At 62.9% G+C, this 14,860-nt stretch carries 10 protein-coding genes and 4 tRNA genes; all 14 read left to right on the top strand.

Annotated elements, in window-relative coordinates:
* Nucleotides 1–80: 80 nt before the first annotated feature.
* Nucleotides 81–166, top strand: a tRNA-Tyr gene (locus ACAM55_RS21460).
* Nucleotides 167–231: 65 nt separating this feature from the next.
* Nucleotides 232–305, top strand: a tRNA-Gly gene (locus tag ACAM55_RS21455).
* A 39-nt stretch (nucleotides 306–344) separates the two neighbouring features.
* Nucleotides 345–419, top strand: a tRNA-Thr gene (locus ACAM55_RS21450).
* A gap of 74 nt (nucleotides 420–493) precedes the next feature.
* The gene (gene tuf / locus ACAM55_RS21445) at nucleotides 494–1,687 is read left to right on the top strand and encodes an elongation factor Tu (protein ID WP_369653460.1); all 1,194 of its coding nucleotides are present in this window, start codon (nucleotides 494–496) and stop codon (nucleotides 1,685–1,687) included.
* Between the two features lie 21 nt (nucleotides 1,688–1,708).
* Nucleotides 1,709–1,784, top strand: a tRNA-Trp gene (locus tag ACAM55_RS21440).
* Nucleotides 1,785–1,952: 168 nt separating this feature from the next.
* Nucleotides 1,953–2,336: a preprotein translocase subunit SecE gene (secE, locus tag ACAM55_RS21435; RefSeq protein WP_007831049.1), complete on the top strand. Its 384-nt coding sequence runs from the start codon at nucleotides 1,953–1,955 to the stop codon at nucleotides 2,334–2,336.
* On the top strand, nucleotides 2,337–2,957 hold the full coding sequence (gene nusG / locus ACAM55_RS21430) for a transcription termination/antitermination protein NusG (protein WP_369653459.1): 621 nt from the start codon (nucleotides 2,337–2,339) through the stop codon (nucleotides 2,955–2,957). It abuts the gene before it with no gap.
* A gap of 137 nt (nucleotides 2,958–3,094) precedes the next feature.
* On the top strand, nucleotides 3,095–3,526 hold the full coding sequence (gene rplK, locus ACAM55_RS21425; RefSeq protein WP_055801191.1) for a 50S ribosomal protein L11: 432 nt from the start codon (nucleotides 3,095–3,097) through the stop codon (nucleotides 3,524–3,526).
* Nucleotides 3,527–4,225 (top strand): 50S ribosomal protein L1, encoded by a 699-nt coding sequence (rplA, locus tag ACAM55_RS21420; RefSeq protein WP_055801194.1) that lies wholly within the window; start codon nucleotides 3,527–3,529, stop codon nucleotides 4,223–4,225.
* Between the two features lie 245 nt (nucleotides 4,226–4,470).
* Nucleotides 4,471–5,004 (top strand): 50S ribosomal protein L10, encoded by a 534-nt coding sequence (gene rplJ / locus ACAM55_RS21415; protein WP_012745749.1) that lies wholly within the window; start codon nucleotides 4,471–4,473, stop codon nucleotides 5,002–5,004.
* A 43-nt stretch (nucleotides 5,005–5,047) separates the two neighbouring features.
* Nucleotides 5,048–5,425 carry a 50S ribosomal protein L7/L12 gene (gene rplL / locus ACAM55_RS21410; protein ID WP_028258527.1) on the top strand — a complete coding sequence of 126 codons (378 nt, stop codon included), beginning with the start codon at nucleotides 5,048–5,050 and terminating at the stop codon, nucleotides 5,423–5,425.
* 250 nt (nucleotides 5,426–5,675) lie between these two features.
* The gene (gene rpoB / locus ACAM55_RS21405) at nucleotides 5,676–9,800 is read left to right on the top strand and encodes a DNA-directed RNA polymerase subunit beta (RefSeq protein ID WP_369653458.1); all 4,125 of its coding nucleotides are present in this window, start codon (nucleotides 5,676–5,678) and stop codon (nucleotides 9,798–9,800) included.
* Nucleotides 9,801–9,821: 21 nt separating this feature from the next.
* Nucleotides 9,822–14,051 carry a DNA-directed RNA polymerase subunit beta' gene (rpoC, locus tag ACAM55_RS21400; protein ID WP_369653457.1) on the top strand — a complete coding sequence of 1,410 codons (4,230 nt, stop codon included), beginning with the start codon at nucleotides 9,822–9,824 and terminating at the stop codon, nucleotides 14,049–14,051.
* A 104-nt stretch (nucleotides 14,052–14,155) separates the two neighbouring features.
* On the top strand, nucleotides 14,156–14,779 hold the full coding sequence (locus ACAM55_RS21395) for a lema family protein (protein WP_369653456.1): 624 nt from the start codon (nucleotides 14,156–14,158) through the stop codon (nucleotides 14,777–14,779).
* Nucleotides 14,780–14,860: the final 81 nt, after the last annotated feature.

The following is a 14,860-nucleotide window of genomic DNA, read 5'->3' as shown; positions in this document are numbered from 1 at the left end:
GCCTCGTGCAGTTCTCACGCTTCTTCTTGGTGCTGGGGTTCTGCGTAGTCACAAAACCGTGCTATATTTCGAGGTTCGCCGGAGAGGTGGCCGAGTGGTTAATGGCAGCAGACTGTAAATCTGCCCTCTTACGAGTACGCTGGTTCGAATCCAGCCCTCTCCACCAGCGATGAATTTGGTTTCTAAGAGCGATTGGATCTAGCGCTTTGGGTGCCTTGGGGTGCCCCCGATGCGGGAGTAGTTCAATGGTAGAACCCCAGCCTTCCAAGCTGATGACGCGGGTTCGATTCCCGTCTCCCGCTCCAGAGACCCGGTTCGACGCCGGAAGCGATTGGTTAGACAAAGCCCTTTTGGCTCAGTGGTAGAGCACTCCCTTGGTAAGGGAGAGGTCGCGGGTCCGATTCCCGCAAAGGGCACCAGTTTCTAGGGGGTTGCAACGGCAGGTTTGCAACCCATCTGCATACGTTGAAATCGTTTTTTTCGGAGTCGAAAAATGGCAAAAGGTAAATTCACCCGCACCAAGCCGCACGTGAACGTGGGCACGATCGGTCACGTCGACCACGGCAAGACCACGCTGACGGCGGCCATCGCCACGGTGCTGTCGAGCAAGTTCGGCGGCGAAGCCAAGGCCTACGACCAGATCGACGCGGCGCCCGAAGAAAAGGCCCGCGGCATCACCATCAACACCGCCCACGTCGAGTACGAGACGGCCAACCGCCACTACGCACACGTGGACTGCCCCGGCCACGCCGACTACGTCAAGAACATGATCACCGGCGCTGCCCAGATGGACGGCGCCATCCTGGTGTGCTCGGCCGCCGACGGCCCGATGCCCCAGACCCGCGAGCACATCCTGCTGGCCCGTCAGGTCGGCGTGGGCTACATCATCGTGTTCCTGAACAAGTGCGACATGGTCGACGACGCCGAACTGCTCGAGCTGGTCGAAATGGAAGTGCGCGAACTCCTGGACAAGTACGAGTTCCCGGGCGACGACACCCCCATCATCCACGGCTCGGCCAAGCTCGCCCTGGAAGGCGACAAGGGTCCCCTGGGCGAGCAGGCCATCATGAAGCTGGCCGAAGCCCTCGACACCTACATCCCGACGCCCGAGCGCGCCGTGGACGGCACCTTCCTGATGCCCGTCGAAGACGTGTTCTCGATCTCCGGCCGCGGCACCGTGGTGACCGGCGCTGTCGAGCGCGGCGTGATCAAGGTCGGCGAGGAAATCGAGATCGTGGGCATCCGCCCGACCGTCAAGACCACCTGCACCGGCGTGGAAATGTTCCGCAAGCTGCTGGACCAAGGCCAGGCGGGCGACAACGTCGGCGTGCTGCTGCGCGGCACCAAGCGCGAAGAAGTCGAGCGCGGCCAAGTGCTGTGCAAGCCGGGTTCGATCAAGCCGCACACCCACTTCACCGCTGAAGTCTATGTGCTGTCCAAGGACGAAGGTGGCCGTCACACGCCGTTCTTCAACAACTACCGTCCGCAGTTCTACTTCCGCACGACGGACGTGACCGGCGCGATCGAGTTGCCCAAGGACAAGGAAATGGTCATGCCTGGCGACAACGTCAGCATCACCGTGAAGCTGATCAACCCGATCGCGATGGAAGAAGGCCTGCGCTTCGCCATCCGTGAAGGTGGCCGCACCGTGGGTTCGGGCGTCGTGGCCAAGATCCTCGACATCTAAGCCGAGCGTAAAGAGTACCGGAGGGGTATAGCTCAATTGGCAGAGCGTCGGTCTCCAAAACCGAAGGTTGTAGGTTCGATTCCTACTGCCCCTGCCACCTAGGTGGCGCCTCCGAAAAACGCCCCGTCGGTGATCCGGCGGAAGGCAAAAAGCCCCATCGGTGACCCGATGGAAGGCAAAAAAGCCCATCGTGACCCGATGGGCTTCGGCGTCTCAAGAGGCGCATTGAATTGAAGGCCGAAAGGCCACAGGAAATCAGCCGAACATGGCCACTTCTCAAATCGAAACCGTGAGCACGGGTGCCGACAAGGCCAAATTGGCTGCGGCGGTGGTGCTGGCAGTGGGCGCCATCGTGGCGTTCTATCTGCTGTCGCGCCAGGGCTCGCTGGTGCAATGGGCTGCGCTGCTGGTCGGCCTGGCCGCGGCCGTGGGCGCGTTCGGCAGTTCGGAGAATGGCCGCCAGCTGTGGGCCTTCGGCCGCGACTCGTGGCGCGAGGTCAAGAAGGTCGTCTGGCCGACCCGCAAGGAAGCGATGCAGATGACGGCTTATGTGTTTGCCTTCGTGGCAATCATGTCCGTTTTCCTCTGGCTCACCGACAAGACGCTCGAATGGGTGTTTTTCGACCTCATTCTGGGCTGGAGAAAATAAATGACCGCTGATCCAGTGAACGCAGTTGACACCACGCCGGGCGCGCCGGAAGAAGAAAGCACTTCCGTGCTGGCTCCCGCCGCCAACCCCGATCTGCGTTGGTACGTGGTGCATGCCTATTCGGGCATGGAGAAGGCTGTCGAGCGCAACATCACCGAGCGCATCAACCGCGCCGGCATGCAGGACAAGTTCGGCCGCATCCTGGTTCCGACCGAAGAAGTGGTCGAGATCAAGAACGGCCAGAAGCGCACCACCGAGCGCCGCTTCTTCCCGGGCTACGTGCTGGTCGAAATGATCATGGACGACGAGAGCTGGCACCTGGTGAAGCACACCAACAAGGTGACGGGCTTCGTGGGCGGCGCCAAGAACCGCCCGGCCCCGATCTCGCAGAAAGAGGTCGAGGACATCGTCAACCAGATGCAGCAGGGCACCGAGAAGCCGCGCCACAAGGTCGAGTTCACCGTCGGCGAATTCGTGCGCGTCAAGGAAGGCCCGTTCACCGACTTCAACGGCACGGTCGAAGAAGTCAACTACGAGAAGAGCAAGGTCAGCGTGTCGGTCATGATCTTCGGCCGCGCGACGCCTGTGGAGCTCGAATTCAGCCAGGTCGAAAAGACCTGAGCCCCTTCCGGTCTTCGGGCCGGAACCATTTCCGGCTGCGCGTTGTCCGACTCGGCGCGCGGCCTTGATCGAAGAGTCGTCTAACCCCGGGGAGCTGCGGCGAGAGCCAAGGCGATATCACCCGCAAGGAGCAAAGCATGGCGAAAAAAATCGTCGGCTTCATCAAGCTGCAAGTGCCAGCTGGTAAGGCCAACCCGTCACCACCCATCGGTCCCGCACTGGGCCAGCGTGGTTTGAACATCATGGAGTTCTGCAAGGCGTTCAACGCACAGACCCAGAGCGTCGAGCCTGGTCTGCCGCTGCCGGTGGTCATCACCGCGTTCGCTGACAAGAGCTTCACCTTCATCATCAAGACGCCGCCGGCGATCACCTTGATCAAGAAGGCCATCAAGCTGGACAAGGGTTCGGCCCGTCCGCACACCGACAAGGTCGGCAAGATCACGCGCGCACAGCTCGAGGAAATTGCCAAGGCCAAGATGAAGGACCTGACTGCAGCCGATCTGGACGCAGCAGTTCGCACCATCGCCGGCTCTGCCCGTTCGATGGGCGTGAATGTGGAGGGCGTGTAAATGGCCAAGATCACCAAGAAGCAAAAAGCGCTCGCAGGCAAGGTCGACAGCAACAAGCTGTACCCCCTCGTTGACGCCATCGGCATCGTGAAGGACGCCGCCACCGCCAAGTTCGACGAATCGATCGACGTGGCCGTGCAGCTCGGCATCGATGCGAAGAAGTCGGACCAGGTCGTGCGTGGCGCCGTCGTGCTGCCCAACGGCACCGGCAAGACCAAGCGCGTGGCTGTGTTCGCCCAGGGCGCCAAGGCTGAAGAAGCCAAGGCCGCCGGCGCCGACATCGTCGGCATGGACGACCTGGCTGCCATGGTCAAGGCTGGCGACATGCCTTTCGACGTCGTAATCGCTGCCCCCGACGCGATGCGCGTGGTCGGTACGCTCGGCCAGATCCTCGGCCCGCGCGGCCTGATGCCCAACCCCAAGGTTGGCACGGTGACCCCGGACGTCGCCACGGCCGTGAAGAACGCCAAGGCTGGCCAGGTTCAGTTCCGCGTCGACAAGGCCGGCATCGTGCACGGCACGATCGGCCGCCGTTCGTTCGACACCGACAAGCTGCAGGGCAACCTCGCTGCGCTGATCGACGCTCTGGTCAAGGCCAAGCCGGCGACCAGCAAGGGCGTGTACCTGCGCAAGGTGGCTGTGTCGTCGACCATGGGTCTGGGTGTCCGCGTGGACACGCAAACCATCTCGGCGAGCTAAAGAGATTTGTCCCGCCCGCAAGGGCGCGACGGATGTGGTGGGTCGCGGCAGCTTCGGTTGCCGTGAGCCATCCAAGACCGCTGGTGTGCAGGGTGCCTGCACTTAATCGCCGGACCTTTTGTCCGGCAATCAGCGCAGATGGCGATCCCGCTGCAAGGAATTTGATTTTTTGTTCCTGACAGTTGGTCGCTGCATGAAGCGCGATCCGAGGCCCCGGCCGAAGATCGCATTAAAAGGAGTAGACCTTGAGTCTGAATCGCAGTGAGAAAGAAGCGGTCATCAGTGATGTGACCAGCCTCGCCGCTAAAGCTCAAACGCTCGTGATGGCGGAATACCGTGGCATCACGGTGGCCGACATGACCAAACTGCGCAGCGAAGCTCGCAGCAAGGGTGTGACCCTCAGCGTGTTGAAGAACACGCTGGCACGCCGTGCTGTCGCTGGTAGCGCATTTGAGATTGTTGGCGACCAGATGACCGGTCCGCTGATCTATGGCTTTTCCGAAGACGCAGTGGCCGCCGCCAAGGTGGTGGCCGATTTCGCGAAGACCAACGACAAGTTGGTGATTCGCGGTGGCGCTTTCGGCGGCAAGGCCCTGGACGTGAACGGCGTGAAGCAACTGGCCAACATCCCTTCCAAGGAAGTGCTGCTGGCGCAATTGCTGGGCTTGATGCAATCCCCGATCTCTCGTACCGCCCGCGTGCTCGCGGCGCTGGCCGAGAAGCGCGGTGGTGGCGAAGCTGCACCCGCCGATGCACCGGCAGAAGCGCAGGCCGCTTGAGCCTTGCGTTTGAAATATTCAACCCAATTGTTAGGAAACAAAAATGGCATTCGATAAAGACGCATTTCTGACCGCGCTCGACAGCATGACGGTCCTGGAACTCAACGACCTGGTGAAAGCCATCGAAGAGAAGTTCGGCGTGAGCGCCGCTGCAATGGCCGCTCCCGCCGGCGCTGGCGGTGGTGCTGCCGCCGCTGCCGTCGAAGAGCAGACCGAGTTCAACGTCATGCTGATGGATGCAGGCGCGAACAAGGTTTCGGCGATCAAGGCCGTGCGCGAAATCACCGGCCTGGGCCTCAAGGAAGCCAAGGACCTGGTGGAAGCCGCTCCCAAGGCAGTCAAGGAAGGCCTGTCGAAGGCTGACGCTGAAGCCGCCAAGAAGAAGCTGGAAGACGCTGGCGCCAAGGTGGAACTGAAGTAATTCAGACCCCCTAGAGGGCTGGAGGTGCCTGAAAAGGCCCTCCAGCCTTTGCCGCTTTCAGAGCGCACCCAAAAGCCGCCATTCCAACGCGTTTTTTGAGTGTCTTCTGACCCCGACTGCAGAAGACCCCTTGGTTCGGGCGATGTGCAACGCATCGCTGTCCGCCAACGGCTGGTAGTGGCCAGCCGCCAAGCAGTGGTGCCTCGGCACTGCTGACAAGTCGCTGAAGATCTCAAGCTCCGGAGCTCTCATGGCCCAATCGTCCGCGTACAGTTACACCGAACGCAAGCGCATCCGAAAAAGTTTCGGTAACCGCGACAGCGTCGTAGAAATTCCCTACCTGCTGCAGATGCAGAAAGACGCGTACACCGCGTTCCTGCAAGCTGGCATTCCCCCCAAACAACGTACCGTCGAAGGCCTGCAGGCCGCGTTCGACGCCGCGTTCCCGATCGTCTCGCACAACGGTTTTGTCGAGATGAAGTTCCTCGAGTACAACCTCGCGAAGCCTGCCTTCGACGTGCGCGAGTGCCAGACCCGTGGCCTGACCTTCGCCTCGGCCGTGCGCGCCAAGGTGCAGCTCATCATCTATGACCGCGAGTCGTCGACCTCGCAGTCGAAGGTGGTCAAGGAAGTGAAGGAACAAGAGGTCTACATGGGCGAAGTGCCGCTCATGACCGAAAAGGGTTCCTTCATCATCAACGGCACCGAGCGCGTGATCGTCTCGCAGCTGCATCGTTCGCCCGGCGTGTTCTTCGAACACGACAAGGGCAAGACGCACAGCTCGGGCAAGCTCCTGTTCTCGGCCCGCGTGATTCCCTACCGCGGTTCGTGGCTCGACTTCGAGTTCGACCCGAAGGACATGCTGTACTTCCGCGTCGACCGCCGCCGCAAGATGCCGGTCACGATCCTGCTGAAGGCCATCGGCCTGAATCCGGAATCGATCCTCGCGAACTTCTTCGTGAACGACAACTTCCGCCTGATGGACAGCGGCGCGCAGATGGAATTCGTTCCCGAGCGCCTGCGCGGCGAAGTCGCGCGCTTCGACATCACCGACAAGTCGGGCAAGGTCGTGGTCGCCAAGGACAAGCGCGTGACCGCGCGCCACACGCGTGAACTCGAGCAGTCGGGCACCACGCACATCAGCGTGCCGGAAGACTTCCTGGTCGGCCGCGTCATCGCCCGCAACATCGTCGACGCCGACTCCGGCGAAATCCTGGCCAAGGCCAACGACGAACTGACCGAAGCGCTGCTGAAGAAGCTGCGCACGGCCGGCGTGCAGGACATCCAGGTGATCTACACCAACGAACTCGACCAGGGCGCGTACATCTCGCAGACCCTGCGCATCGACGAGACGGTGGACGAGTTCGCAGCCCGCGTGGCCATCTACCGCATGATGCGCCCCGGCGAGCCGCCGACGGAAGACGCAGTGCAAGCGCTGTTCCAGCGCCTGTTCTACAACCCGGACACGTACGACCTGTCGCGCGTCGGCCGCATGAAGTTCAACGCCAAGGTCGGCCGCGACGAATCGACCGGCCCGATGGTGCTGACCAACGAAGACATCCTGGCCGTGGTCAAGATCCTCGTGGACCTGCGCAACGGCAACGGCGAAGTCGACGACATCGACCACCTGGGCAACCGCCGCGTGCGTTGCGTCGGCGAACTGGCCGAAAACCAGTACCGCACCGGCCTGGCCCGTATCGAGAAGGCCGTGAAGGAACGTCTGGGCCAGGCGGAGCAAGAGCCGCTGATGCCGCACGACCTGATCAACAGCAAGCCGATCTCGGCCGCGCTGAAGGAATTCTTCGGCGCCTCGCAGCTGTCGCAGTTCATGGACCAGACGAACCCGCTGTCCGAAATCACCCACAAGCGCCGCGTGTCGGCTCTTGGCCCGGGCGGTTTGACGCGCGAGCGTGCAGGCTTCGAAGTGCGCGACGTGCACGTGACCCATTACGGCCGCGTGTGCCCGATCGAAACGCCTGAAGGCCCGAACATCGGCCTGATCAACTCGCTGGCCCTGTACGCCCGCCTGAACGAATACGGCTTCATCGAGACGCCGTACCGCCGCGTGGTGGACAGCAAGGTCACCAACGATATCGACTACCTGTCGGCCATCGAAGAAGGCAAGTACGTCATCGCCCAGGCCAATGCGGTCCTGGACAAGGACGGCAAGCTGACCGGCGACCTGGTCTCGGCGCGTGAAGCCGGCGAATCGATCCTGGTGGGTGCCGAGCGCATCCAGTACATGGACGTGTCGCCCGCGCAGATCGTGTCGGTGGCCGCCTCGCTCGTGCCGTTCCTTGAGCACGACGACGCGAACCGCGCGCTGATGGGCGCCAACATGCAGCGCCAAGCCGTGCCCGTGCTGCGCCCCGAGAAGCCGATGGTCGGTACCGGTATCGAGCGCGTCTCCGCGGTCGACTCGGGCACCGTGGTCACGGCCACCCGTGGCGGTATCGTCGATTACGTCGACGCGACCCGCATCGTGGTGCGCGTGAACGACGCCGAAGCGGCAGCCGGTGAAGTCGGTGTGGACATCTACAACCTGATCAAGTATCAGCGTTCGAACCAGAACACCAACATCCACCAGCGTCCGATCGTCAAGCGCGGCGACAAGATCGCCAAGGGCGACGTGGTGGCCGACGGTGCATCGACCGACCTCGGCGAACTGGCCCTCGGCCAGAACATGCTGATCGCGTTCATGCCCTGGAACGGCTACAACTTCGAAGACTCGATCCTGATTTCGGAACGCGTCGTCGCGGAAGACCGCTACACCTCGATCCACATCGAGGAACTGGTGGTGATGGCTCGCGACACCAAGCTGGGTGCCGAAGAAATCACGCGCGACATTCCGAACCTGGCCGAGCAGCAGCTCAACCGCCTCGACGAATCCGGCATCATCTATGTCGGCGCCGAAGTGCAGCCGGGCGACACGCTGGTGGGCAAGGTCACGCCCAAGGGCGAGACCACGCTGACGCCTGAAGAGAAGCTGCTTCGCGCCATCTTCGGCGAGAAGGCTTCCGACGTGAAGGACACCTCGCTACGCGTGGACCAGGGCTCGCAAGGTACCGTGATCGACGTGCAGGTGTTCACCCGCGAAGGCATCACGCGCGACAAGCGCGCCCAGCAGATCATCGACGACGAGCTCAAGCGCTTCCGCCTCGACCTGAACGACCAGCTTCGCATCGTCGAGGCCGACGCGTTCGACCGTATCGAGAAGCTGCTGACCGGCAAGGTCGCCAACGGCGGCCCGAACAAGCTGGCCAAGGGCACCAAGCTCGACAAGGCCTACCTGTCGTCGGTCGAGAAGTTCCACTGGTTCGACATCCGCCCGGCGGACGACGAAGTGGCAACGCAACTCGAGTCGATCAAGAACTCGCTCGAGCAGACGCGCCACAGCTTCGACCTCGCGTTCGAAGAAAAGCGCAAGAAGCTCACGCAGGGCGACGAGCTGCCCGCGGGCGTGCTCAAGATGGTCAAGGTCTACCTGGCCGTCAAGCGCCGCCTGCAACCCGGCGACAAGATGGCCGGCCGCCACGGCAACAAGGGTGTGGTGTCGAAGATCGTTCCGGTCGAAGACATGCCCCACATGGCCGACGGTACGCCGTGCGACATCTGCCTGAATCCGCTGGGCGTGCCTTCGCGGATGAACGTGGGCCAGGTGCTCGAAGTGCACCTGGGCTGGGCCGGCAAGGGCATCGGCCAGCGCATCGGCGACCTGCTGCAGCAAGAAGCCAAGGTGGCCGAGCTGCGCAAGTTCATGGAGCAGCTGTACAACGGTTCGGGTCGCAAGGAAGACCTCAGCAAGCTGAGCGACACCGACCTGCTCGAGATGGCGGAAAACCTCTCCAGCGGCGCAACCTTTGCGACGCCGGTGTTCGACGGTGCCTCGGAAGAAGAAATCCGCGGCATGCTGAAGCTCGCCTATCCGGACGACATCGCCAAGCTCAAGGGCCTGACCGATACGCGCACGCAGGCCTACCTGTACGACGGCCGCACCGGCGACCAGTTCGAGCGTCCCGTCACCGTGGGCTACATGCACTTCTTGAAGCTGCACCACCTGGTGGACGACAAGATGCACGCCCGCTCGACCGGCCCGTACTCGCTGGTCACGCAGCAGCCGCTGGGCGGCAAGGCGCAGTTCGGCGGCCAGCGTTTCGGCGAAATGGAAGTGTGGGCGCTGGAAGCTTACGGCGCCGCCTACGTCCTGCAGGAAATGCTGACCGTGAAGTCCGACGACGTGCAAGGCCGTACCAAGGTGTACGAAAGCATCGTCAAGGGCGAGCACACGATCGAAGCCGGCATGCCGGAATCGTTCAACGTGCTGGTCAAGGAAATTCGTTCGCTGGGGCTCGACATCGAGCTCGAGCGTTCTTAATTTGAAAAGGGAAAGAGTCTTATGAAATCGCTACTCGACCTGTTCAAGCAATTTACGCCCGATGAGCATTTCGATGCCATCAAGATCGGCATGGCTTCGCCCGAGAAGATCCGTTCGTGGTCTTTCGGCGAGGTGAAGAAGCCAGAGACGATCAACTACCGCACGTTCAAGCCCGAGCGCGACGGTCTCTTCTGTGCCAAGATCTTCGGCCCCATCAAGGACTACGAGTGCCTGTGCGGCAAGTACAAGCGCCTGAAGCACCGCGGCGTGATCTGCGAGAAGTGCGGCGTTGAAGTCACGCAGACCAAGGTGCGCCGCGAGCGCATGGGCCACATCGACCTGGCCGCGCCCTGCGCGCACATCTGGTTCCTGAAGTCGCTGCCGTCGCGTCTGGGCCTCGTGCTCGACATGACGCTGCGCGACATCGAACGCGTGCTGTACTTCGAAGCCTACGTGATCACCGACCCCGGCATGACCCCGCTGAAGAAGTTCGGCATCATGTCCGAGGACGACTATGACGCGAAGCGCAAGGAATACGGCGACGAATTCGTCGCCAAGATGGGCGCCGAAGGTATCAAGGACCTGCTCGAAGGTATCGAACTCGACAGCGAGATCGAACGCCTGCGCGGCGACCTGACCGGCTCCGAAGTCAAGGTCAAGAAGAACTCCAAGCGACTGAAGGTGCTCGAGGCCTTCCGCAAGTCGGGCATCAAGCCCGAGTGGATGGTGCTCGACGTGCTGCCCGTGCTGCCGCCGGACCTGCGTCCGCTGGTGCCGCTGGATGGCGGCCGCTTCGCGACCTCCGACCTGAACGACCTGTACCGCCGCGTCATCAACCGCAATTCGCGCCTGCGCCGCCTGCTGGAGCTCAAGGCTCCGGAAATCATCGCGCGCAACGAAAAGCGGATGCTGCAAGAGGCTGTCGACTCGCTGCTGGACAACGGCCGCCGCGGCAAGGCCATGACGGGCGCCAACAAGCGCGCGCTCAAGTCGCTGGCCGACATGATCAAGGGCAAGAGCGGCCGCTTCCGCCAGAATCTGCTGGGCAAGCGCGTCGACTACTCGGGCCGTTCGGTCATCGTGGTGGGCCCGACGCTCAAGCTGCACCAGTGCGGCCTGCCGAAGCTGATGGCGCTCGAACTGTTCAAGCCTTTCATCTTCTCGCGCCTCGAAGCCATGGGCATCGCGACCACGATCAAGGCTGCCAAGAAGGAAGTCGAATCCGGCACGCCGGTGGTCTGGGACATCCTGGAAGAAGTGATCAAGGAACACCCGGTCATGCTGAACCGTGCGCCTACGCTGCACCGTTTGGGCATCCAGGCGTTCGAGCCGATCCTGATCGAAGGCAAGGCGATCCAGCTGCACCCGCTGGTTTGCGCGGCGTTCAACGCCGACTTCGACGGCGACCAGATGGCCGTTCACGTGCCGCTGTCGGTGGAAGCGCAGATGGAAGCCCGCACGCTGATGCTGGCCTCCAACAACGTGCTGTTCCCCGCGTCGGGCGAACCGTCGATCGTTCCTTCGCAGGACGTGGTGCTGGGTCTGTACTACACGACCCGCGACCGCATCAACGGCAAGGGCGAGGGCCTGATCTTCTCCGACATCGGTGAAGTGCAGCGCGCACTCGACGCCAACGAAGTCGAACTGACCGCCAAGGTCGCCGTGCGCATCACGGAGTACACCAAGGACAAGGAAACGGGTGAGTTCACCCCTTCCACGTCGCTGGTGGACACCACCGTGGGCCGTGCACTGCTGTCCGAGATCCTGCCGAAGGGCCTGCCGTTCTCGAACATCAACAAGGCGCTGAAGAAGAAGGAAATTTCCAAGCTCATCAACGTCTCGTTCCGCAAGTGCGGCCTGAAAGAGACCGTGGTGTTCGCCGACAAGCTGCTGCAAAACGGCTTCCGCCTGGCAACCAAGGCCGGTATCTCGATCGCCATCGACGACATGCTGGTGCCCGCTGAAAAGCACGGCATCATCGAGCGCTCGGCCAAGGAAGTGAAGGAGATCGAGCAGCAGTACGTCTCGGGTCTCGTGACCTCCGGCGAGCGCTACAACAAGGTGGTGGACATCTGGGGCAAGGCCGGCGACGAAGTGTCGAAGGTGATGATGGCCAAGCTGTCGAAGCAGAAGGTCATCGACCGCCACGGCAAGGAAGTGGAGCAGGAGTCGTTCAACTCCATCTACATGATGGCCGACTCCGGCGCCCGCGGTTCCGCAGCGCAGATTCGCCAGGTGGCCGGTATGCGGGGCCTGATGGCCAAGCCGGACGGCTCGATCATCGAGACGCCCATTACCGCGAACTTCCGCGAAGGCCTGAACGTGCTGGAGTACTTCATCTCCACCCACGGTGCCCGCAAGGGTCTGGCCGACACGGCACTGAAGACCGCGAACTCGGGTTACCTGACCCGTCGTCTGGTCGACGTGACGCAAGACCTGGTCGTGACCGAACAGGACTGCGGCACGCACGGCGGCTACCTGATGCGCGCCATTGTCGAAGGCGGCGAAGTGATCGAATCGCTGCGCGACCGTATCCTCGGCCGCTCGGCGGCGGACGACGTGCTGCACCCGGAAAATCGTTCGGTGCTGCTGAAGGCCGGCGAGATGTTCGACGAGGACAACATCGAAGAGCTCGAGGCGCAAGGCGTCGACGAGGTCAAGGTGCGTACCGCGCTGACCTGCGAGACCCGCTTCGGCATCTGCGCCACCTGCTACGGCCGCGACCTGGGCCGCGGCGGCCTGATCAACATCGGCGAAGCCGTCGGTGTGATCGCGGCGCAGTCGATCGGCGAACCCGGCACGCAGCTCACGATGCGTACGTTCCACATCGGTGGTGCGGCATCGCGTGCGGCCGTGGCCTCGAGCGTCGAAGCCAAGTCCAACGGCACGATCGGCTTCAACGCCACGATGCGCTACGTGACCAACAGCAAGAACGAGCTGGTGGTGATTGCACGTTCGGGCGAGATCGTCATCCATGACGAACACGGCCGCGAGCGCGAGCGCCACAAGGTGCCGTACGGTGCGACCCTGGCGGTCAAGGCCGACCAGCAGATCAAGGCCGGCCACGTGCTTGCCAACTGGGATCCGCTGACGCGCCCCATCATCACCGAGTTCGCCGGCAAGACGCAGTTCGAGAACGTCGAGGAAGGCCTCACGGTCGCCAAGCAGGTGGACGAAGTGACCGGCCTGTCGACCCTGGTCGTGATCGACCCGAAGCGCCGCGGCGCTGCCAAGGTCGTGCGCCCGCAGGTGAAGCTCATCGATGCCTCCGGCTCCGAAGTGAAGATCCCGGGCACCGACCACTCGGTGACCATCGGCTTCCCGATCGGCGCCCTGGTGCAGATCCGCGACGGCCAGGACGTGGGCCCCGGCGAAGTGCTGGCGCGTATTCCGGTCGAAGGCCAGAAGACCCGCGACATCACCGGCGGTCTGCCGCGCGTGGCCGAGCTGTTCGAAGCCCGTTCGCCGAAGGACAAGGGCATGCTGGCCGAAATGACCGGTACCGTGTCGTTCGGCAAGGAGACCAAGGGCAAGATCCGCCTGCAGATCACCGACCCGGAAGGCACGGTCTGGGAAGACCTCGTGCCGAAGGAAAAGAACATCCTGGTGCACGAAGGCCAGGTGGTGAACAAGGGCGAAAGCGTGGTCGACGGTCCGGCGGACCCGCAGGACATCCTGCGCCTGCTGGGCTCGGAAGAACTCGCGCGCTACATCGTGGACGAAGTGCAGGACGTGTACCGTTTGCAGGGTGTGAAGATCAACGACAAGCACATCGAGGTGATCGTTCGCCAGATGCTGCGCCGCGTCGTGGTCGACAACATCGGCGAGACCAGCTACATCTCCGGCGAACAGGTCGAACGCAGCGAAATGCTCAACACCAACGACGCCCTGCGCGCCGAAGGCAAGATCCCCGCGACGTTCACCAACCTGCTGCTGGGTATCACGAAGGCATCGCTCTCGACCGACTCGTTCATCTCGGCCGCTTCGTTCCAGGAAACGACGCGCGTGTTGACCGAAGCCGCGATCATGGGCAAGCGCGACGAGCTGCGCGGCCTGAAGGAAAACGTCATCGTCGGCCGCCTGATTCCCGCGGGCACCGGCATGGCGTACCACCAGGCACGCAAGGTCAAGGATCAGATGGACGAGGCCGAGCGCCGCGCCATCGCCGAATCCGAAGCCGCCGAACTGGCCGGTTCGACCAGCGATGTTCCCAGCACGGCCGACGCCAGCGAAGGCGCCGCGTCCGAATAACTGGTTAGCATCACCGGCCATGACCGGTATCCGGCGCCCCCCGACCGAATCCGGTTGGGGGGCGTTTTTCTTTGAGTCGTTTTTTCCATGAAGTGTTTTTGCCGATGAGCGCATTGCCCGATTCGTTTGCCAGCTGGATCGCCGTCGCCGTGCTGTTGTTCTGGTTCGTGGGGGCCTACAACAGGCTGGTGCGCCTGCGCGCCGCCGTGCTCCAGGCCTACGCCACGCTCGATGCGGCGCTCCGAAAGCAGCTGGACTTCGTTTTGGCCAGCATCGCGGCCGCCGTGCCCGAAAAAGATCCACCGTCGCCCGGTTTTTCTTCGTCGGTGGCGCCGCTGCAGGCCGCCGCCACCCAGCTGGCCACGCTGCTGGGCGCGACCCGGCTGCATCCGCTGGATCCGGGCGGCATGGCTGCGCTGGCCACGGCGCTGCAGGTGCTGATCTCCGCCTGGCAGCGCCAGCACCCGGACGCGGTCACGGTCTTCGACGCGGACGGCACCCTCTCGCGGCCCGCGCCGCTGTTGCCGAGCGGTAGCGGAACCGGTGCAGGCGCCGCATCGTCCGGCACGGCGGAGCCCATGGCCTGGCCTGAACCTTCAGCCGCGGCGGAAATCGCTCGCAGCCAGTTCAACCTGGCGGTGGAACAGTACAACGCCGCCATCGTCCAGTTTCCGGCCTTGCTGGTGGCATGGATGGTGCGTTTGCGACCGGCCGCACCCCTGCTCTGAAGTTCTTTTTCAAGTCGCCGGGAAACGCCTTCTTCTTTCTTGATTCGTGCGGCTTTGTGCGTCATGCCGGCCCGTTACCAT

Source organism: Variovorax sp. V213 (assembly GCF_041154455.1).
Classification (GTDB): domain Bacteria; phylum Pseudomonadota; class Gammaproteobacteria; order Burkholderiales; family Burkholderiaceae_C; genus Variovorax.
The sequence above is the reverse complement of the archived record's forward strand: the minus strand, read 5'-3'. Positions and strand labels throughout refer to the sequence as shown.

Coding starts and splice junctions, on each gene's coding strand:
- tuf (WP_369653460.1), top strand. CDS start 494: ATGGCAAAAGGTAAATTCACCCGCACCAAGCCGCACGTGAACGTGGGC.
- secE (WP_007831049.1), top strand. CDS start 1,953: ATGGCCACTTCTCAAATCGAAACCGTGAGCACGGGTGCCGACAAGGCC.
- nusG (WP_369653459.1), top strand. CDS start 2,337: ATGACCGCTGATCCAGTGAACGCAGTTGACACCACGCCGGGCGCGCCG.
- rplK (WP_055801191.1), top strand. CDS start 3,095: ATGGCGAAAAAAATCGTCGGCTTCATCAAGCTGCAAGTGCCAGCTGGT.
- rplA (WP_055801194.1), top strand. CDS start 3,527: ATGGCCAAGATCACCAAGAAGCAAAAAGCGCTCGCAGGCAAGGTCGAC.
- rplL (WP_028258527.1), top strand. CDS start 5,048: ATGGCATTCGATAAAGACGCATTTCTGACCGCGCTCGACAGCATGACG.
- rpoB (WP_369653458.1), top strand. CDS start 5,676: ATGGCCCAATCGTCCGCGTACAGTTACACCGAACGCAAGCGCATCCGA.
- rpoC (WP_369653457.1), top strand. CDS start 9,822: ATGAAATCGCTACTCGACCTGTTCAAGCAATTTACGCCCGATGAGCAT.
- ACAM55_RS21395 (WP_369653456.1), top strand. CDS start 14,156: ATGAGCGCATTGCCCGATTCGTTTGCCAGCTGGATCGCCGTCGCCGTG.